The organism is Bacillus aerius, assembly GCF_029894105.1.
In the GTDB taxonomy this organism is placed as follows: Bacteria; Bacillota; Bacilli; order Bacillales; family Bacillaceae; genus Bacillus; species Bacillus altitudinis.
This window is the reverse complement of record NZ_JARYHO010000001.1, coordinates 1476430-1496597: the sequence shown is the minus strand read 5'-3', so window position 1 is coordinate 1496597 and position 20168 is coordinate 1476430. Positions and strand designations below refer to the sequence as shown.

The 20168-nt window shown below is 41.5% G+C and carries 23 protein-coding genes and 1 other annotated feature; all 23 genes read right to left on the bottom strand.

Annotation, left to right across the window (positions count from 1 at the left end):
- Positions 1 to 54: 54 nt before the first annotated feature.
- The 23 genes from M2353_RS07710 to spoIIGA all read right to left on the bottom strand — a co-directional run bounded on the left by M2353_RS07710 (position 55) and on the right by spoIIGA (position 20084).
- The gene (locus M2353_RS07710; RefSeq protein ID WP_281201362.1) at positions 55 to 1383 is read right to left on the bottom strand and encodes a solute carrier family 23 protein; all 1329 of its coding nucleotides are present in this window, start codon (positions 1381 to 1383) and stop codon (positions 55 to 57) included.
- 156 nt (positions 1384 to 1539) lie between these two features.
- Positions 1540 to 2082, bottom strand: coding sequence for a bifunctional pyr operon transcriptional regulator/uracil phosphoribosyltransferase PyrR (gene pyrR / locus M2353_RS07705; protein ID WP_007499718.1), 543 nt, complete (start codon positions 2080 to 2082; stop codon positions 1540 to 1542).
- Positions 2083 to 2254: 172 nt separating this feature from the next.
- Positions 2255 to 3169 (bottom strand): RluA family pseudouridine synthase, encoded by a 915-nt coding sequence (locus M2353_RS07700; RefSeq protein WP_007499719.1) that lies wholly within the window; start codon positions 3167 to 3169, stop codon positions 2255 to 2257.
- On the bottom strand, positions 3166 to 3633 hold the full coding sequence (gene lspA, locus M2353_RS07695; RefSeq protein ID WP_008344942.1) for a signal peptidase II: 468 nt from the start codon (positions 3631 to 3633) through the stop codon (positions 3166 to 3168). The genes M2353_RS07700 and lspA overlap by 4 nt, the downstream gene beginning before the upstream one ends.
- 94 nt (positions 3634 to 3727) lie before the next feature.
- A complete protein-coding gene (locus M2353_RS07690) occupies positions 3728 to 4102 on the bottom strand; it encodes a TraR/DksA family transcriptional regulator (RefSeq protein WP_284725212.1) in 375 nt (124 codons plus the stop codon).
- 160 nt (positions 4103 to 4262) lie between these two features.
- A complete protein-coding gene (ileS, locus tag M2353_RS07685; RefSeq protein WP_284725211.1) occupies positions 4263 to 7028 on the bottom strand; it encodes an isoleucine--tRNA ligase in 2766 nt (921 codons plus the stop codon).
- 59 nt (positions 7029 to 7087) lie between these two features.
- Positions 7088 to 7325: a binding site (T-box leader), on the bottom strand.
- 59 nt (positions 7326 to 7384) lie between these two features.
- Complete coding sequence (locus M2353_RS07680) at positions 7385 to 7879, bottom strand: DivIVA domain-containing protein (RefSeq protein WP_008344947.1); 495 nt, start codon at positions 7877 to 7879, stop codon at positions 7385 to 7387.
- 26 nt (positions 7880 to 7905) lie between these two features.
- Entirely contained in the window at positions 7906 to 8682 is a 777-nt protein-coding gene (locus M2353_RS07675) for a YlmH family RNA-binding protein (protein ID WP_057079575.1), read from the bottom strand.
- A gap of 54 nt (positions 8683 to 8736) precedes the next feature.
- Positions 8737 to 9015 carry a YggT family protein gene (locus tag M2353_RS07670; protein WP_370539204.1) on the bottom strand — a complete coding sequence of 93 codons (279 nt, stop codon included), beginning with the start codon at positions 9013 to 9015 and terminating at the stop codon, positions 8737 to 8739.
- Between the two features lie 9 nt (positions 9016 to 9024).
- A complete protein-coding gene (gene sepF / locus M2353_RS07665; RefSeq protein WP_017359354.1) occupies positions 9025 to 9483 on the bottom strand; it encodes a cell division protein SepF in 459 nt (152 codons plus the stop codon).
- 1 nt (position 9484) lies between these two features.
- The gene (locus M2353_RS07660; RefSeq protein ID WP_284725210.1) at positions 9485 to 10174 is read right to left on the bottom strand and encodes a YggS family pyridoxal phosphate-dependent enzyme; all 690 of its coding nucleotides are present in this window, start codon (positions 10172 to 10174) and stop codon (positions 9485 to 9487) included.
- Positions 10175 to 10180: 6 nt separating this feature from the next.
- Complete coding sequence (gene pgeF / locus M2353_RS07655; protein WP_284725209.1) at positions 10181 to 11044, bottom strand: peptidoglycan editing factor PgeF; 864 nt, start codon at positions 11042 to 11044, stop codon at positions 10181 to 10183.
- A gap of 212 nt (positions 11045 to 11256) precedes the next feature.
- Positions 11257 to 11493, bottom strand: coding sequence for a YlmC/YmxH family sporulation protein (locus M2353_RS07650; protein WP_008344958.1), 237 nt, complete (start codon positions 11491 to 11493; stop codon positions 11257 to 11259).
- Between the two features lie 79 nt (positions 11494 to 11572).
- Positions 11573 to 12349: an ABC transporter ATP-binding protein gene (locus M2353_RS07645; RefSeq protein WP_019743283.1), complete on the bottom strand. Its 777-nt coding sequence runs from the start codon at positions 12347 to 12349 to the stop codon at positions 11573 to 11575.
- A gap of 128 nt (positions 12350 to 12477) precedes the next feature.
- Entirely contained in the window at positions 12478 to 12834 is a 357-nt protein-coding gene (locus M2353_RS07640) for a PTS glucitol/sorbitol transporter subunit IIA (RefSeq protein WP_007499733.1), read from the bottom strand.
- Positions 12835 to 12860: 26 nt separating this feature from the next.
- Positions 12861 to 13871: a PTS glucitol/sorbitol transporter subunit IIB gene (gene srlE / locus M2353_RS07635; protein WP_024720315.1), complete on the bottom strand. Its 1011-nt coding sequence runs from the start codon at positions 13869 to 13871 to the stop codon at positions 12861 to 12863.
- 13 nt (positions 13872 to 13884) lie between these two features.
- A complete protein-coding gene (gene srlA / locus M2353_RS07630) occupies positions 13885 to 14415 on the bottom strand; it encodes a PTS glucitol/sorbitol transporter subunit IIC (RefSeq protein ID WP_003210918.1) in 531 nt (176 codons plus the stop codon).
- 17 nt (positions 14416 to 14432) lie between these two features.
- The gene (locus tag M2353_RS07625) at positions 14433 to 14864 is read right to left on the bottom strand and encodes a transcriptional regulator GutM (protein ID WP_008354650.1); all 432 of its coding nucleotides are present in this window, start codon (positions 14862 to 14864) and stop codon (positions 14433 to 14435) included.
- A 12-nt stretch (positions 14865 to 14876) separates the two neighbouring features.
- Positions 14877 to 16121, bottom strand: coding sequence for an NAD(P)H-dependent oxidoreductase (locus tag M2353_RS07620; protein WP_007499740.1), 1245 nt, complete (start codon positions 16119 to 16121; stop codon positions 14877 to 14879).
- Positions 16122 to 16364: 243 nt separating this feature from the next.
- Complete coding sequence (locus M2353_RS07615) at positions 16365 to 17303, bottom strand: sugar-binding transcriptional regulator (protein WP_024720314.1); 939 nt, start codon at positions 17301 to 17303, stop codon at positions 16365 to 16367.
- Between the two features lie 150 nt (positions 17304 to 17453).
- On the bottom strand, positions 17454 to 18233 hold the full coding sequence (sigG, locus tag M2353_RS07610) for an RNA polymerase sporulation sigma factor SigG (RefSeq protein WP_003211879.1): 780 nt from the start codon (positions 18231 to 18233) through the stop codon (positions 17454 to 17456).
- A 142-nt stretch (positions 18234 to 18375) separates the two neighbouring features.
- The gene (sigE, locus tag M2353_RS07605; protein WP_007499746.1) at positions 18376 to 19095 is read right to left on the bottom strand and encodes an RNA polymerase sporulation sigma factor SigE; all 720 of its coding nucleotides are present in this window, start codon (positions 19093 to 19095) and stop codon (positions 18376 to 18378) included.
- Between the two features lie 59 nt (positions 19096 to 19154).
- Positions 19155 to 20084, bottom strand: a complete 930-nt coding sequence (spoIIGA, locus tag M2353_RS07600; protein ID WP_284725208.1) for a sigma-E processing peptidase SpoIIGA — start codon at positions 20082 to 20084, stop codon at positions 19155 to 19157.
- Between the last annotated feature and the right edge of the window lie 84 nt (positions 20085 to 20168).

Sequence of the window (20168 nt, the reverse complement as noted above, 5' to 3'; positions counted from 1 at the left end):
AAAGAAGCAGGGGTGCTTTCGCACGTTCTGCTCCGTTTAGAACCCTTGTCAGCCTCACTGGACTTCTTTTAAAAGGTTTTCGGTATTCGATTGATTTGACTCATCATCTTCTGCCTTCTGATGCGGCAGAATCAGGTTTAACAGGACGCCAGTAATGGCAGCGAGTGCCATTCCTGACAGCGTCAGGTTGATTTGTTTCACCTCAATGAATGCCCCGCCAATTCCAATGACTAAGATGACTGATGCGATAATGAGATTGCGCTTTTCTTCAAAGTTCACTTTATGATCAATCAGGATTCGCAGTCCGCTTGAGGCTATGATTCCAAAGAGCAGGAACGAAACGCCCCCCATAACCGCGGACGGTACTGTACTGATTAATGCTGAAATTTTCCCAACAAAGCCGAAGCAGATCGCAAACACCGCTGCTCCGCCGATGACGAAGATACTGAACACTCTTGTGATCGCAAGGACGCCAATGTTCTCTCCATAAGTCGTTGTTGGAGGTCCGCCGATGAGTGAAGCGAAGATTGTCGCCGCACTGTCTCCTAAAATGGAGCGATGAAGACCTGGCTTTTTAATAAAATCTTGTCCAACAACTTTGCTTAACACGACTTGATGGCCGATGTGCTCAGACATGGTCACAAAGGCAACCGGCACCATCACTGTGAGAATGCTTAAGGTCACAGCAGGTGTATAGTCGACAAATGGCACAACAAAGTCTGGTACAGCAAACCATTTTGCGTCAATGACCGGCTGGAAGTTCACAATGCCTTGTGTTAAAGCAAAAAGGTAGCCGCTGATAATGCCGATTAAGACTGGAATCAAGCTAAGGAATCCTCTTAGGAAGATCATACTAATAATGGTGACAGCGAGCGTGAAGCCTGCAACCATTAAATGCTTCAGGCTGTAAACAAGCTCCTTTGCATTTGGATCCACGTACATCGCCATGTTAACAGCTGTTCCAGCGAGTCCGAGTCCGATGACCATAATGACGGGTCCTACAACGACAGGCGGCAGAAGCTTCATTAGCCAGCCTGTGCCGAGCCATTTGATAAATAATGCAATGAGTGCATATGCCACACCCGCCATAAAGGCACCTACCATTGCTGCTCCAGGGCCGCCAGTGGCTTTTACATTCAAGATAGGGGCGATAAAGGCAAAGGACGATCCAAGATACGCCGGAATTTGCCCTCTTGTGATGATTAAGTACACAATGGTTCCAACCCCGCTTGAGATGAGCGCAACGGCTGGGCTCATATCAATGATCTTTGGTACAAGAATGGTTGCACCAAACATGGCAAACAAGTGCTGCAGGCTGAGTGACAGCCATGTGAACGGTTTTGGGATATCTCGAATGCCTAAATTGGCTTTTTGCTGACTCATGATTTTCCTCCTAGATGTGTCCTTTTTCATTAAAAAAGCCTCTTTGCGAGTATGCGCAAAGAGGCCTAGAAAAACCGTACACGTCACTTTAGCCGTGTGCTCGGTGTCTCTTGTTAATGCCCTCTTTGCAAACTCTCTGGAATGCATTTAAAAAGGTTATTTTTCATATATAGCGACAAGGTCGTTTTGATCTACTTCATTGAGCTGAACCATGACTGTCTCTGCTTTTGATGTCGGGATGTTTTTTCCGATATAATCCGCTCGAATCGGCAGCTCCCGGTGTCCCCGGTCGACTAAAACAGCCAGCTGAATGGAAGATGGTCTTCCTACATCCACAAGCGCATCCATAGCTGCTCTCACCGTTCTGCCTGTGAACAGAACATCATCCACGACAATGAGTGTTTTGTCATTAATGTCAGCTGGAATGTCTGCACCCTTGACAAGTGGGTCTTGATTCTCTGTCTTTTTTGTCAGGTCATCACGGTATAGCGTAATATCCAGTTCACCCACAGTCACGGGGTTTCCTTCAATTTGCTCGATGCGCTCTGCAAGGCGCTTTGCAAGATGAATACCTCTTGTCTTGATCCCGGCCAGGATGACATCCTTCATCCCTTTGTTGCGCTCAATCATTTCATGTGCAATACGGGTAAGCGCTCGTCTTATCGCTTGTTCATCAAGAATGACTGCTTTTTGTTCCATCTTTTACACCTCTTTTTGACAAATAAAAAGCCCCTTCTGCAAAGGGCAGAGAGGGGCGCGCTCATTTGTGCATACTCGTGCACAAATTGATCCGTTATCCTTCTCAGCCTCTCTGGACTGTTTTAAAGAATCTCAATTTCTTCGTTTATTATTTCAAAAAAAGAACGGCCTGTCAATCGTTATTTCTTAATGAATCGATAAAGCCCCGCATATCAGCTGGAATTGGAGCTGTAAACTCCATATATTCTCCTGTTCTAGGGTGATCAAATCCTAACACGCCTGCATGCAGCAGTTGTCCATTGAAATCAACGGTTTTTCTCGGGCCATATTTTGGATCTCCTGCAAGCGGATAGCCAATGTATTTCATATGAACACGAATTTGGTGGGTTCTTCCTGTTTCAAGGCGGCATTCTACAACGGTAAAGTCTTTAAAGCGCTCCATCACATCAAAATGAGTGACTGCCTGCTTTGCATTTTCTTTTGTGACCGTCATGCTTTGGCGATCTTTTTTGTCTCGACCAATTGGTGCATCAATCGTTCCAGTATCATGCTGAATGATACCATGAACAACGGCTGTGTATTTTCTAGTGACCGTTTTCGCCACCAGCTGATTGACGAGTGATTCATGCGCCATATCATTTTTTGCGACCATTAAAAGCCCTGACGTATCTTTATCAATCCGGTGGACAATTCCTGGTCTCATCACACCATTAATGCCTGACAAATCATTGCAATGAGCCATGAGGCCATTAACAAGAGTACCTGTCACATGTCCTGGTGCTGGATGAACGACCATTCCTCTTGGTTTATTGACCACTAGTACATCTTCATCCTCATAATAAATATCAAGATCCATTGATTCCGCTTCTACATCTAGTGCTTCTGGATCTGGAATCTCTACTTTGATTTGATCTCCAGCTTGTACTTTATAATTGGCCTTCACTTGTTTTCCATTTACTTCGATGAGCCCATCTTTCACCCACTGCTGGACTTGGGTTCTTGACCATTCTGGTTCAGTTGTGCTTAAAAATTTATCAAGCCGTTCACTCGTTTGTTCTTCTGAAACGGCAATGTTTACTTGATTCATGTAGTTGACTCCTTATTTTTCTTTCCATCTAACAGCATTTGAATAAAGAGCAGAATGACCCCCACACATAGAGAGGAATCTGCGATATTAAAGATTGGATAATGATAATCCCCAAATACGAAATGAGCAAAATCAACCACTTCTTGACGGAAAATACGGTCAATAAAGTTTCCAATCGCTCCGCCAAGCATTAAGGCAAGCGCTACGCCAAGTAGCTTGTCCTTTTGTCCATGTTTTTGCAAATAATAAACAATTCCTGCAATAACAACGAGTGTGATCACATAGAAAAACCACATTTGTCCTTGGAGGATCCCCCATGCGGCTCCTGAATTTCGGTGGGATGTGATGTAAAAGAAGCCATCAATCACAGGAATAGAATCACCGAGCATCATATGTTTGACAATGAGCCATTTTGTTAATTGATCTAAACAAATTATCACGAATGCGATTATGTAATAGAACACACACGTTCCTCCATCTTCATACTTTGGTCTTTATGCATTTTATCAAGAAAACAGGATGGAGTAAAGAAACTTTAGTTGACAGACAAAAACCTCCCTACATGTGGAAGGCTTCAAAATGAGAATCGTTTGATTCATAAGGATAAGGGGTGAATGCTTTTTTCTCGTATTGCTTATGATATAAAAAGTCGTCAGTCGTACGAGCTGTCGGAAGAATACTCATTTGTTCAATGGGCATTGTATGCCCTGTCGCCTCACATATGCCATAAATTCCTTGTTCAATTTTTGCAATCGCGAGCGAAACATCTTGCAGTTCTTCTTTGATGTGATAAAGAAGCGTGGTCGTTTTTGCTTGATCGAACGTGACATGTTCAGCGGGTGAACGCAATGATGCATATTCAAACAGTTTCGATTGCAGTTCTTCTCTCATTTGAAGGAGTTCCATGTAAATCGTCTCTAGATCGCCATTCATGTCGCTGTTTCAACTCCTGCCCTGTCGTGATAATCATATTGTTGCCCCGCCTGTTCACTTTAAAGCCATAAGATTTTTCCTTTCGTTCTAAACGCTGTCATTTTCTCTATATCAAAAACGCCCCGCTATATGCGGGGCGCTAGTTGGTGATATCACGCTGTTAATTCTGGTAATATTTCTCCACGATTTCAGCATTTTTGAGCGACAATGTTGGGTATTTTGGATTTGCGCCAACATCTTTTGAAATAATGCGGGAGCGTTCGCACAGTTCGCCTTCTGCTTTTTGAACAACAATACGTCCTGATGTGTATTCAGGCGCTGATGCGTCTGCATGCTTCTCATCTTCTACTGTTAACTCAGAAATGATAAAGAGCTGCTTCACATCTTCTTTAATGGATGCAAGAAGGTTTTTCACTTCCTCTGTTGCATAAAGGGTCACACTTGCTTCAAGTGAACGTCCGATGACTTTCTCATTACGCGCAATTTCCAGCGCTTTTAGCACATCGTCACGTACTTCCATAAAGCGGTCAAACTTCACTTCTGTCGCTTCTGCTTGAGGAACAGCTACACCTTCTGGCATATCTGTTAACTGAACACTTGGCTCTTCAACAAAGCTTAAGTGGCTCCATAGTTCATCTGCTGTATGCGGAAGAATTGGTGCTGTCAACTTCACTAACGCCATTAATGTTTCATAGAAAACCGTTTGCATGCTGCGGCGGTCTGGATGATCCGCATGCTCAATGTATACCACATCTTTTGCAAAATCGAGATAGAAAGAGCTAAGCTCAATCGTACAGAAGTTGTGGATGGCATGATAGACAACCGCAAATTCGTAATCATCATAAGCTTTTTTCACTTTATCAATCAATTTGTTTAATTTGATTAAGATATATTGATCCACTTCGCGAAGCTCTTCGACTGGTACTGCATTGACTGCTGGATCAAAGTCAAACAGGTTACCATGCAAGAAGCGGAACGTGTTACGGATTTTACGATAAACTTCTGCGACTTGTTTTAAAATGTCGTCAGACACTGGATGATCGGCTTGATAGTTGACAGAAGATACCCAAAGTCTAAGAATCTCCGCACCAAGCTGCTTCGCCACTTTCGTCGGATCAATCGTATTGCCTAATGATTTACTCATCTTGCGTCCTTCTTTATCAAGCGTAAAGCCATGGCTGAGAACACCTTTATATGGCGCTTTTCCAGTGACTGCAACTGCTGTAGATAAAGATGAGTTAAACCAGCCGCGATATTGATCAGAACCTTCAAGGTAAAGGTCTGCCGGACGAACTAGGTCATCTCGTTCTTCTAATACCGCTTGGTGAGAAGAACCAGAATCAAACCATACATCCATGATATCTTGCTCTTTCGTAAATTCACCATTCGGGCTGCCTGGATGTGTAAAGCCTTCAGGCAATAATTCTTTTGCTTCTTTTTCAAACCAAATATTCGAGCCATGTTCTCTAAATAATTGAGAGACGTGCTGAATCGTTTCATCTGTGATGATTGGCTCACCATTTTCAGCATAGAAGACTGGGATTGGAACGCCCCAGACACGCTGTCTTGAAATGCACCAGTCACCTCTGTCACGCACCATATTGAACAGACGCGTTTCGCCCCAAGCTGGAACCCATTTCGTTTCTTTAATATTATCTAATAGTGCTTCTCTGAAATCTTTAATGGAAGCAAACCACTGAGCAGTTGCACGATAAATTGTTGGTTTTTTCGTTCTCCAGTCATGCGGATAGGAGTGCGTGATAAAGTCGAGCTTTTTCAATGCGCCTTTTGCTTCAAGCTGTTCTGTGATGGCTTTATTGGCATCCTCATAGAATAGTCCTTCAAAACCAGGTGCTTCTTCTGTCATCACACCTTTTTCATCTACTGGACATAACACATCAAGACCGTACTTCATACTTACGATAAAGTCATCTTCCCCGTGACCTGGCGCTGTGTGAACACAGCCTGTTCCTGCATCTGTTGTGACGTGATCGCCAAGCATCACAAGAGAATCTCTATCGTAAATTGGATGTGCTGCAACGACCTTATCTAATTCTTTACCTTTTAAGGTTTTCACAACTTCGTACTCTTCAAAGCCAAGTGTTTTTGCCACTTGTTCAACTAGCTCAGATGCGATGACATATCGCTCAGTACCCACTTGAAGCACACTGTACTCTAGGTTTGGATGTACACAAATGCCAAGGTTTGCAGGAAGTGTCCAAGGTGTTGTTGTCCAGATGATGAACTGCTCGCCGTTTTCAAGTAAGCCTTTGCCATCTTTCACTTTAAATGATACGTAAATCGATGGTGAACGTTTGTCCTTGTATTCAATTTCTGCTTCAGCAAGTGCTGATTCACTTGATGGAGACCAGTTAACAGGCTTAAGACCTTTGTAAATATAGCCTCTTTTCGCCATTTCACCAAAGACAAGAATTTGCTGCGCTTCGTATTCAGGCTTCAATGTCACATATGGATTATCCCAGTCTGCTCTTACGCCCAAACGTTTAAACTGATTGCGCTGACCTTCGATTTGTTTCCAAGCATACTCCTCACATAGTTTACGGAATTCTGCTGTCGACATTTCTTTGCGTTTGACTTTTTTATTTTTCGTAAGGGCTGTTTCAATCGGTAAGCCATGTGTATCCCAGCCCGGTACGTACGGTGCATGGAATCCATTCATTGATTTAAAACGGACAATAAAATCTTTGAGGATTTTATTGAGTGCGTGCCCCATATGAATGTCACCATTCGCATATGGAGGTCCATCATGCAAAATAAAGGTTGGGCGTCCTTTTGTCCGCTCTAAAACCATTTGATAGATGTCTTTTTCTGCCCACTCCTCTTGGATTTCAGGCTCTTTGTTCGGCAAGTTCCCTCTCATCGGGAATTCTGTTTTTGGCATTAATAAGGTGTCTTTGTAGTTCATACCTATTCCTCCACATGCAAATTCGTATTAAAAAACAATAAAAAAAGCCCTCTCATCCCATAAGGGACGAGAAGGCTTGTCTCGCGGTACCACCCTTTTAGACAAGCGCTTTGAAATTGCCGCTTATCCACTCTAAAATCGTAACGTGATCTGACGCCTTTTCTTACTCATTCATTTCAGAAAAGGAACTAAAGGGGTGATCTCATTGCAGCGTTTCGTAATGTCAGGCTTCCACCGTCCCTGATTCGCTTTATTACGCATGTAACCGCTGCGAGTGTCCCTTTCAAACGTTTATCTCTTGTTAATTTATGATGGTATTATATGCAACATGAGCACGTCATGTCAAGGTGATGCGCTTATTCTTTTTCGTCAAAGACAGCGTCAACTTCATATTCCAGCAAATGATCCCAATCATCATTTTTCAGAAGATCAAGCTGAGCTTCGATGAGCATTTGGAAACGAGTTCTAAAGACTTTCGACTGTTTCTTGAGCTCTTCGATTTCCATTGCAATCTTTCTTGATTTTGATAACGCTTCGTTGATAATACGGTCTGCATTTTTCTCAGCTTCACGAATGATCAATTTCGCTTCTTTATCAGAATGACGCTTCACGTCTTCTGCTGCTTCTTGCGCCACAAGAATGGATTTGTTTAATGTTTCTTCAATTGTTGCAAAATGGCCTAGTCTTTCATCAAGCTCGTTGACTTTGTCTTCAAGCTCGTTCTTTTTGCGAAGTACGATCTCGTAATCTTTACGTACTTGGCTTAAAAACTCATTTACTTCATCTTCGTCATAGCCGCGGAAACTTTTTGTGAACGTTTTATTATGAATATCATTAGGTGTTAATGGCAATCTTGCCACCTCCAGATTCAAATTCGTTATGTCAGAAGCTCAAATGTTACTTTGAATTTATCTTTTTTCGTCTTCCCATCAATTGTTTTTAAGCTAAAGCGGCCAAATCCCCTGACAGAGAGCTGATCACCTTCACCAATTGTAAAGGAAGGGTCTTCAGTGACTTTCCAGTTTACTTTGACAAGACCATTTTTGACCAAAAGCTGTGCTTTTTGCCGAGACTGACGGCTGACAGCAGCACATACAGCGTCAAGACGCAGTGAAGAAATCGTATCTTCTTTGATATCGGTTTTGCTGATGACTGGCTGAAGATCTGCCTTGCTGATTTCCTCTAATGAAACAGATGCTCTGCCGACATGCGTCAGCTGAGCCCGAACAAAATCGGCAACATCGCTTGTACAAATAAATTGCACGTTGTCCTCTGAAAACAACAAATCACCGAATTTTTGACGCTTCAGGCCTGTCCCAATGAGCGAACCGAGAAGGTTGGGGTGTTCTATAGAAATAAACTTTTTCGCATAGTTCACCTGAAAATAAGTCAGTTCAAAATCCTGTATGGTCGGCGCTAAATAGTCAGGATAGATCAAAGCCCTTTTCCGCTCTGCTTCCTCATACCCGCCAAAAAACATGAGACCCAGTTCATCAGAATGCTGAATCACGGACTGGGTAATGAACTGCTCACGAGGATCAAGAAAGTCTGTTAATTTCATTCGATATTGTTCGAGTGCGATGTTTTTCCAGCCTAATACTTGGTCGACAAATGGCTGTTCGTCTTTTCTAAAATGTTGATAAATATCGCTCATTTTGTTCCCCTTTTATGTAAAAGAGCCTGGCAGATGCCAAGCCCGGCAGCCTGTTTACATGAATCGTACAATCATATTATAAAGACCAGTTAGTCCATACGATGATGCGAAACGAATCACAAGCAATGCCACAATCGGCGAGATGTCAATCATGCCAATTGGCGGAATAATTTTACGGAATGGTTCTAAATACGGTTCGCAAATGTTTGTCAAGAAGCGGCCAATCGCTGTTTCTCTTGCAGATGGCACCCATGACATAAAGATGTAAATAATGATCGCGAATGAGTAAATCGTTAATACCGTACCCAAAATATTAAAAATGAAATTTAGAATAACTATGATTTACCACCTCTGAGGTTCTTCCTCTGTCAATAGCTCTGATATTGTGCCAGATACATCCACATTATCAGGTGTGCAGAGGAATATATTCGAGCCAATACGCTGAATGTCTCCACCGATTGCATAAACCGTTCCGCTTAAGAAGTCGATGATTCGCTTTGCTTGATCGTGCTGAATGCGCTGCAAATTGACGACGACTGCACGACGATTTTTAATATGGTCTGCAATCTCCTGAGCCTCTGCATAAACACGCGGCTCACTTAACACCACTTTAGAGGATTTTTGCACGCTTTGCAAGCTGACGACATTTTGTTTTCCTGCCTGAGGACGCTCTTGAAATGCCGCTTTATCTTTTGTGTTTTTTTCTTCTTGTGCTGGTTCTCTTTCTTCATCAATATATTCGTACTCATACTCTTCATCATCGAGTGTGAAGAAGCTTTTAAACTTATTTTTTATGCTCATGTCACGCACCTCCTGTTTCATTTCCAACAAGTGAAGAGCCAATCCGAACAAATGTCGCACCTTCTTCAATTGCGATTTCAAAATCGTTTGACATGCCCATCGATAAATGCTGACAAGGTGCATTTACTTGGTTCAGTTGTTTTACCTCTTGTTGAAGGCTTTTTAATGTTTTAAAACAGTTTCGTATCACAGTATGATCATCTGTAAATGGAGCCATCGTCATGAGTCCAGCAATTTCAATATGTTTGAAATCAGCGAGCTGTTTGACAAATGGAATCACGTCTTCGCTTTGTAAGCCGTGTTTTGACTCCTCAAGTGATGTGTTCACCTGTACAAAACAGCGAACCGTGTGATCCGCTCTTTTTTCAATTTCATTCGCAAGGGACATTCTGTCTAGCGAATGTAAGTAGTCAATGGTCTGAATGACAGATTTCACTTTTCGCGTCTGTAAACTGCCGATGAAGTGCCAGCTAATGTTTTCATCGGTTATGGCTTCCTGTTTTTCAAGTAACCCTTGGTCACGATTTTCACCAAAGTGCAAAATTCCGGCATCCTTTGCTTCTAATGCTCGTTCAATCGAGACATACTTTGTGACAGCGACAACCGATACATCGTCTGGATCTCTACCTGCTCTTTTACATGCTTCGTTGATTTGTTCATTTATTTGTCTGAGATTCTCTCGTACATTCAATTGCACTTATGCCTCCTTAAACCCGACAAAAGACATCATACGTCCTGTTTTCCCTTGATCACGCCGGTGTGAGAAGAAATGCTGCTCATTGCAACTTGTGCACATCGAACTGACATGTATGTTTTCTTCTTTTAATCCTGCATGAAGTAATACGTTTTTGTTTAGTGTTTTTAAGTCAATTTTGTATTGTCCTTGTGAAATCTCGGAATACACATCCTCTGTTGAAAAAGGAAGCTGTTTCACTTGATCTATGACAACATCATCTACTATGTAGCAGCAGCTGCCAATGGATGGTCCAATGACGACTTGTATATGATCGGCATCAGCGCCTTCTTGGCGAACCCATGCATCAACCATGTTAGCGCCAATTTGTTTGACGGTTCCTTTCCAGCCGGCATGAGCCGTTCCAATCAGCCCAGATTGCGGAGCTAGAAAATAAAGCGGAACACAGTCAGCGAAACAAAGAGCGAGCATGATGTTTGGTTCAGAGGTGTATAAACCATCTGTTCTAGAGAGCGCTTCATCATACTGAAGACTTCCTCTTCCCTTTTGTTCCTTCGTGACTTTCATGATGCGATCCTCGTGTGTTTGGTCAGCAAACACCCAATTAGAGAGCGGCACAGCAGTAGCATCTGCAATGACTTGACGATTCATTTGGACACTAGAAGCATCATCTCCTACATGGAGTCCAGTGTTCAGTGATTGATATGGAGAAAGACTAAAGCCGCCATTTTTTGTCGTAAAACCGGCCAATATCTCTTTTCCAGAACATGTCATGTTCGTCCAATCATGAATCAGCATTGCATCAGGTGATTTCTGCTGAAAGGGGTCATATTTGTCTATCAAAGCTGCCTCCCACCTTTCATTCATCTCTCTTTATATCGCTCCTATTTTACCACAAGACCTGCTAAGACAGTTAGTGGGATTCATTAAATATTACACTCAAATGTGCCCTTTCTACAGGTTTTTTTTCAAATTGATATGAAAACGTAATCTTTTTACCCGAAAAAGACATTGATTGCTGAGAATGGAGAGCTTGTTTTAAGGAAAATTTGATCTATTAGTTGAGGAATTTACACAAATTAAGAAGACAAACGGACAAGTATCACATCTTCGCCAATTTTTACTATATTTCGCCACGGGACAATCATTTCCTCTTCTTTTCCGAAAAATCCCATCATTTTACCTGTACCGCCAATGATAATCGCTTGTATTTTACCGCTCGTGACATTGATATCGATGTCTCCAATAGTACCTAATTTTTTTCCGCTGGACACATCGACGACATCTTTGATTTGGAATTCAGAAATACTGATCATCTGTCCTTCCCCGCCTTTCGTTTTCTACTATAATATGTATGATGGAAAAGCAGGGAAGCAGACCAATAGTTTCTCTTATCTACAATTTACTTAAGTGAGGGCGGCCGTTTTGCCACATGACTTCGACTGGACATTCAAAAAAGGAAGAAAGCAAGTCACTTGTCATCATCTGCTTTGTCTCCCCTTTATGAAAAACAGTACCTTCTTTTAATAATAAGGTGTGCTGAAAAATCGGGAGAATCTCTTCTGCATGGTGGGTCGTATAGAGCAATGTGGGCGCATCTGGTTTTGATGCAATCAATGAGATCGTCTCTAGCACCTGTTCTCTTGCTAAAAAATCAAGACCCGTCACAGGTTCATCTAAGATCAGAAGCTTCGGATCATTCATTAAAGCTCTTGCGATGAGCACTTTTTGTTTCTCTCCTTGCGACAGGGTTTCATACGTGCGATTGGCATATTGAAACGAGCCAAATGTTTTTAATAAATCAATCGCCTTCTCTCTTATCTCATCTGTCGGTGTTTCATAAAGTCCGATGGAAGCAAATGCCCCGCTCAAAACAATTTCAAATGCATTGTCATCTCTGTGCAGCTTCTTTTCAAGACCAGCAGAGATGAGACCAATTTTCTTCCTTAGTTTTTCACCAAGCGCTTCCTTGCCAAACACATGGCCTAACACCGTCATCTCACCTGACGTTGGAAAATAATATGAGCAAAGCATATTTAATAAAGCCGTTTTCCCAGCACCATTTAAACCATAAAGCACCCAGTGTTCCTGGTTTTTCACCTGCCAGTCAATAGAACGAAGCAGCCATTTTCCATTTCGTTTTAAAGAAACATCCTTCAAGTCAAGCGACACGATCTTTTCCCCCTGAATAAAAATTCTGAATATACAAATAATAACGTCTACAGCATATCGCAAATGTTTCAATCAGTAAACCTAACGCAAAAAAGCTGCTCCCTATAAGGAACAGCTTTTTTCCATGGTTACGAAATTTCAATTCGTACGCCTTCTTTAATATCAGGAAACGTATGTGGGGATGCAAAGACAGCTCCCGGTAATACATCATCAAACGGCTCTTGGAAGTAGATCGAAATATGGCCGAGTTCCTTAAAGTTGTCATTTGCTTTATTGCCTAAAGCAGTAATGGTATAAGTTTGGTCGCCCACTTGAATCGTTCCGCCTAATTTCAGCGGCTCTTCTTCTAAGTGTTCAAACTCATGAATGACAGACATATCTCTTAATTCCTGCGGCGCTGCTGGTCCAAATAAAACAATCAGCTTATCTTCTTTAAACTGCGGGACTAAGATCCCAATTTCTTTTACGACAGATTGTGTTACCATGTATCTCGATTCCTCCTTTAATACGTTTAATACATACCGAAGCTAGCAACGTATGCGATCACAACAGATAGAACGCCTGTAATGAGACGGCTATACAAAACAGCTGGTACCCCATATTGTACCGTTTCCGGCTTCGCTTCACCAAGTGATAGCCCAACCGGGATAAAGTCACACCCTACTTGACCGTTGATCGCAAACAGTGCTGGAAGAGCAAATTGAGGCGGAATGTTTCCTAGTGCAATTTGACTACCAATCAGTACACCGATGACTTGTGCAATGACTGCCCCAGGTCCTAAGACAGGCGACAGGAACGGTAAGGTACAGACAACAACGAGCAGTAAGAGCCCCCATAAAGATCCTGCCAAAGGTGAAAGGAAATGGGCAATCAGATCACCGATTTTTGTATAATTGATAATTCCAATTAACATACTGACAAAGGCCATGAATGGAATAATGTTTTTAAGGAGCATATCAACAGAATCACGACCAGCTTGATAGAATGTGCCGGTTACTTTTCCGATTCCTCTTGAGAATCTCATGAGGAAATTCCCTTTTTCTTGACGCTCGATATTTTCCTCTTTCAGTTTTGAATAGGTTTCTTTGAAATTCTCTTTGTCAATTGGGCCGCTGCTTTCTTGACCTTCTACATTCCCTTCACTATCAGATGCTTCCGCAAAGGAAATATCTTTTTCTGTGACACCTGATACGAAGATATCCTCTGTAATGTGTTTTGCAAGCGGTCCAGAAGGAGAGGATGCCAGCACATCGACAGTAGGAATGCGTTTCATTGGATAAAGCCCAATTCGCGCTGTTCCTCCGCAGTCAATGACAACACACATCATTTCATCTTCTGGTATAGAATTTTTAAAGCCATCACATGCTTCTGTCCCTGTCATTTCTGCAATTTTTCGTGCAACTGGGTGAATGCCTCCTCCTGTAATGGAAACGACCTTTCTTCTTTTACCGGTTGGTTCAAGCTCTAATCCTTTTCCCCATCCGCCAGCACCTTTTGCAACAAATACTTTGTGGTTTGTCATGTCTAACCCTCCCCTATTGTGAATTCGCTTTCATTTTTCCTGCTAAGTACTTTGTGATCCATTCCGTAATGATTCCACGAAGTAAAATGACAACGATCCCGACTAAGAAGTAACGAACAGCCAGCTCTGACATAGAGTATCCAGCTTCTTTAATCCCGTTCGCAATTCCTAAGTAGACAAACAGTTCTCCTGCGTTGGCATACGGGAATAGTGATGTCACCGGATGAACAAATGAAACAGCTGAATCATAGAATGCTGGTTTTTGTTTTTCAGGTAAGAAGCGGCCAAACGTATAAGCCATTGGGTTTGTCAAAATAAGAACGGATAAGATCGGCATTAACGTATAGCGCAAAATGGTATATTTCGCTGCAAACTGAATCGCTCTATTCACTCGCTCTTCTCCAATAAACTTCATGACAGCATAAGTGAAAGTAAGTAACACAACAAGCGTTGGAACGATACCTGTAACAAGACCCATGAACTGCTTTCCGCCGGCTTCAAACATCCCGATAAAGTGCTCTCCAAACCATTGAATCCATTCTATGTTTCATCTCCCCTTTCTTAGTTCACATTTGTTATATTTTTTTTAGAAATCGAGACAAGCGCCTGCTCCGCTGCCATGGAGAGTGCTTGCATGACAGCTGGTCCCCTTTTGCGCTTTTTCAATGTTTGTTTCATCATGTGATGCTCATCAAGCACAGCCCCCACATGTTTTCCTTCATAGGAAGGCAGTTCCTTAAATTTAGACAAAATCGAGACGCCACCCAGCACATGACACTTTTGAATGATGTATGATTCATCGACAATGATGAGCGCAATGGCTCCAGGACCAAATTTGCGCCGCTCCATTCCTGAAAACAAGTGATAGCCTTGTTTCCCTTTATAGTCGTCAATCAGTGAATCCATGCTCTTGCGGTAGTACTTGATTTGAATAAACGATAAACCATACTGCACAATCAAAATGATACAAAGTACGATTGCTAATTTTTCCATAGCCTCACGTCCTTATGATTGAAATAAGTGATCTTGTAATGAACGCAGCTTCCAGACCGTTGTGCTTGCATCAAGTTCTACATCATCATGAGATAGGAATTGCCCCAATTTGATATCTTTTTTCGCTACCACTTTTCCGCTGATTAAGCCAATTGGGATGTGGCCGTTCGCTTTCATGTCTTGATGTGTTTCAAGTACACCTCTTACGGAGTATCCGCCAATACCATCAAGTGTTTCTCCTGCTTTAATATCTCTTTTCGCCACAGCGACAGTTTCTGATACTGGTACACCAATTGGATGGATTGAAGAATCGTGTTGTAAGACTGCTTTTGCGATCGTCACTGGTGTTTCAAGACTTGCTAAGTGGAAAGGACGATACAGTGTGTAGTGAGGACCTTTTCCAACTTTTAAGTAGCGAAGTTCTTCATCTACTGGCTCAAGATCACTCTTGACGATGACAAAGACACCTGGTGCCAGTCCATTTACATATTCAACGACTCCGAAGTTATCCAGTACGCCGCCTTGCTGTTTCTGATTTAATTTATCTGCTACATTTTCTAAATTCGCTTCTACTCCATGCATGCCGACTTTATCAGGCAAAAGTCCTGTTGCATTACTTAATAGGTTCATTTCTGCCATCGTTTTTGTTCCGTCTTGGAATGCTGCCAGCATGTGGGCACTCATATGTTTACTATCTGCTTCAGCTTTACACGTATCTGGGTTTGCTTCTGGGAAGAATGGGTTGTTCTTACCTTTCCCAGCAACCAATACTTCAAGCCCCATTGTTTTTGCAAATTCGTATAGTTCTAGCGTTGCTGCTGGTTCATCTCCAGCTGATCCAGAGTAAACAAGTCCTGCATTCGTGAATAATTTATGCATGACCAAGCCGATCGTAATATCGACTTCTACATTTAAAAGAACGAGATGTTTTTTTGAATTAAGCGCTTCCAAAGAAATGTTTGCTCCGACCTCTGGAACACCTGTTGCATCCACAACGACTTCCACAGAATCTGATTGAATCACTTCTCTGTAATCATTTGTGACGACCATTTGATGTGGTTTCGCATGTTGCTTGTAAAAATTCGCTGCTTTCTCAGCTGCACTAAGATGAATATCACAAACACCTGCGACAATCATGCCTGGAATTTTAGAAATTTGTGAAATGAGTCCAAACCCCATTTGGCCTGCCCCGATAATCCCAACTTTGATTGGATCTCCGCTGCGTTCTCGTGCTAACAATTGTTGATAAATTGACATCTAAATCATCCTTTCAGGTTTTCTTGCTTCACAATAGATTGCTAGAAAAATAATCCGAAACTTTTAACAAATGTTATAAAAATTAACAAAAATCTGTTTCTTGTAACATTTGTTATTTTGTTTATCATTTGTTATGAACTTAGTTTATATGATGTGTCAACTTTGTGTCAAGATAAAATCGATAAAATTCTCAATCTTTTTGAGTCTAAAGACTCAAAAAAACTACCTAATCGGCTTAGGTAGTTACTTTAATAGGGCATCTCCGGTTTGTTCATCTGTAATTAACACATGAATTAATCCACCTTCTAACGCTGCCCTGATCGCTTCAATTTTTTCTTCTCCTCCAGCGACACCAATCACAAGAGGGATCTCTTTCAGTTTTAGAGGACTGATCCCCATCACCCGGTCGTTCCACGGATGCGGATACACTTCACCTTTATGATCAATAAAGTTATAACAAATGTCACCCGCGACATCTTTCGCTTGCAGGATATCTTCCTCACCACTTGTCATATAGGATTTCACCATCGTTGAATGTTGCGGAACCCCGCCTATTCCTACGACCGCGATATTTGATGATTCTCCTAATTCAATGACTTTTTTGATCGACGGCTGTCTAATGAGTACATCTTTCGCTTCTTTCGTATCAAGCATGACAGGCACATGTAAAAACTCACATTTGGATTTGAGTGCTTCTGAGCATCTTCCAATAATATAGTTGGCATGAATATCAACATCTTCATTTCCGACGCCTCCGACTAGCGGAACAAATGTTACAGACGGAAAATGCTGAACAGAGGTAAGCGCTTTCGCCATTTCATGCAAGGTTGTCCCTGATGAAAAACCGATGACTTGTCCATCCTTCATGACTTTTAATAAAAAGCCCGCAGCCGCAGCTCCTATTCGACTTTTTGTTGTTTCTTGACTGAGAGATTCCACACACACGACTTCTCGCAGCCCGTATTTTCGCTCTATTTTTCTTTCTAACGAACCATATTGTTGATTTACTTCATCATGAATAATGATTTCCACGATTCCTGCTTCACGTGCTTTTGCCAAATATTTCGATATGAGCGAACGGCTAACCCCAACAGCTTCTGCAATTTTAGATTGAGTGGCGCCTTCTTCATAGTACATATGCGCAACCTTAATGAGCAGCCTTCTTTCATCATGGAATGTCATAATAACCCTTCTTTCCGCTTCTCTATTCCCTCACAAATGATATTTTAAATAACATTTGTTAAAAACAGATTAAATGAAAAAAATAACAGAGTCAATACTACAGATGGGTTCTCTAAAAAGAATGAAAAAAGCCGCACATTAGCGGCGGCTTTAAAAAATATTTTTATTCATTTGTTTGATTGCTGCTTTTTCAAGCCTTGATACTTGTGCTTGAGAAATGCCGATTTCTTCTGCCACTTCCATTTGTGTTTTACCTTGGAAGAAGCGTTTGCGAAGAATCATTTTTTCTCGATCATTCAATCTGCGCATTCCCTCTTTTAAGGCCAATTCTTCTACCCATTGTGTATCTTTGTTCCGTTCATCACTAATTTGATCCATTACATAAATCGGATCTCCTCCGTCATTATAAATCGGTTCAAACAAAGAAACAGGATCTTGAATGGCATCTAGGGCAAAAACAATTTCCTCATGAGGGACTTCTAACACTTTGGCAATGTCTTCTGCCGTTGGTTCCTTGCTTGTCTCACTAATCAGTCTCTCACGGACTTGAAGCGCCTTATAGGCAATATCTCTTAGTGAACGAGACACCCGGATGGGGTTGTTATCGCGCAAGTATCGACGGATTTCTCCTATGATCATAGGGACCGCATAAGTTGAAAATCTGACATTGTGGCTTAAATCAAAATTATCAATTGATTTCATTAATCCGATACAGCCTACTTGGAAGAGATCATCAACATACTCGCCTCTGTTGTTAAAACGCTGAATCACACTTAAAACCAACCGCAAATTGCCATTGACTAGCTTTTCTCTTGCTGTATCGTCACCTTCATCTTGCAGCTGTCTGAATAATTTTCTCATCTCGTCGTTTTTCAGAACAGGCAGTTTGGAGGTGTCGACTCCGCAGATTTCCACTTTATTTCTGGACACTTTTTTCCCTCCCTACAGGAGCTGTTGTACAAAGTTCAGTATCTCCGTGGGATGGAAAAATATGCACGGTCTACGACGAGAAATATGTGAAAAAATGGTGATCCCTTTGACAGTACAGGGATAAAGCTTTCAAAAAATTTTTTTAGACCATCTTATTAAATTCTTTTTGCAATCGTTTAATAATTCTTTTTTCGAGCCTTGAAATATAGGACTGAGAAATACCAAGCATGTCGGCAACATCTTTTTGTGTTTTTTCTTCACCGCCAACTAAACCGAATCTCAGTTCCATGATCTGTTTTTCACGATCGTTTAATTGTTCTAACGCTTTTTTCAGTAATTTTTTATCGACATTTGCTTCAATATCCCGGGTGATAATATCATCATCTGTCCCAAGAACATCTGATAAAAGCAATTCATTGCCGTCCCAGTCGATGTTAAGCGGCTCATCAAAGGATACTTCTGAACGGATTTTATTATTTCGGCGCAAATACATCAAAATCTCATTTTCAATACATCTAGACGCATATGTGGCCAGTTTGATCTTTTTTTCTGGATTAAACGTATTTACTGCCTTGATGAGGCCTATCGTTCCGATACTAATCAAATCCTCAATGTTAATGCCTGTGTTTTCAAATTTTCTTGCGATATAAACGACCAATCGCAAGTTTCTTTCGATCAAAATGGCTCTTGCTGTTTGATCCCCTTTAGGTAATTTAACGAGCAATTCTTGTTCTTCATCCTTTGATAACGGCGGAGGCAGTGCCTCACTTCCACCAATATAATAAATCTCATCACTCTTTAGCCCTAGCTTCATGAGGAGTTTATACCAGTAGTAAGTGAGTTTAAATTTTAATTTTTTCATCTTCTTCTCCCTTCTAAATGTCCAGTTGACTTCGTAAGATAAAAGACATCACAAAAAAACTACGACACCCCTTGTATCATTTTTCCGTCTAACATCTCTGGATGAATGATGGATTGAAATTCCTGATCTGCTGATAATCCACTTAGACTCATCCCAACAAAACACTTCGCTGGCTGGATCATATGCGTTTTTGTATAAAGGACGACCGTATCTGGTTTAAAGCATAGTAGAAACCCGTGATCATGACCGACTGCGCGATACGGAACGAGTCTTAAACGATCAAGCAGCGAAAAATGGTCATCGAGCTTTTGCATCACTTCAACAGGATGAAACTGTTTCATTTTTTCTATAAATGGCTCTCCGAAAATAGATGTGAGCTGATCGAGCTGGACGATCATGACAGGTGTTTTCGTCAATGGATCATACAGCTGATTTCCAGAATCGACCAGACCATTTAAGCGGATTGTTTCTCCTTGAATGTGTATCTCCACAAGTACTTGTTCGTCATATTGTCTTTTTTTCGCACCAACCTCTCCTAATCGTTTCTTTGAAAACAGCCAAATGGCCGGAAAGCCAGTGAGAACAAAAAGCCAGCTAATGGGATCACCAAATCCATCATTTTGTGAAATAAGCAGTCCATCTTGAATGACTGTATTTGTCTGCAAAAACGAATGAACCCCGATCATGCCCCCTCCCATCAAAAATGTGACAAAGTAAAAAGCAAACAGGTTTTGAAAAAAGGAACGAAATCTTTGAAAGCCAAAGGTTCCAAGCACGATCAAGACAGAAAAAAGCAGTTTGCCTAATGAGTGCGACACAATCATTGCAAATGGCGTAAAGAGCAAGAGAACAATGCTCGATCCAATGAGAGCTCCTAACATATATCGCCTTTTTTTCACTTGTCGTTTGAGAATAAATGCCGTGAGTAAGAGCAGCAATAGATCAAAACAAAAGTTTAACAGCCAAATGACATCTAAATAAATGACCACCTTCTGCTCCTTTCATCTGAAACAAAGAATCAAAAGCAGTACTTGTACTTGTTTGTACCAGTATAAAACAGTCATCGGATGGAA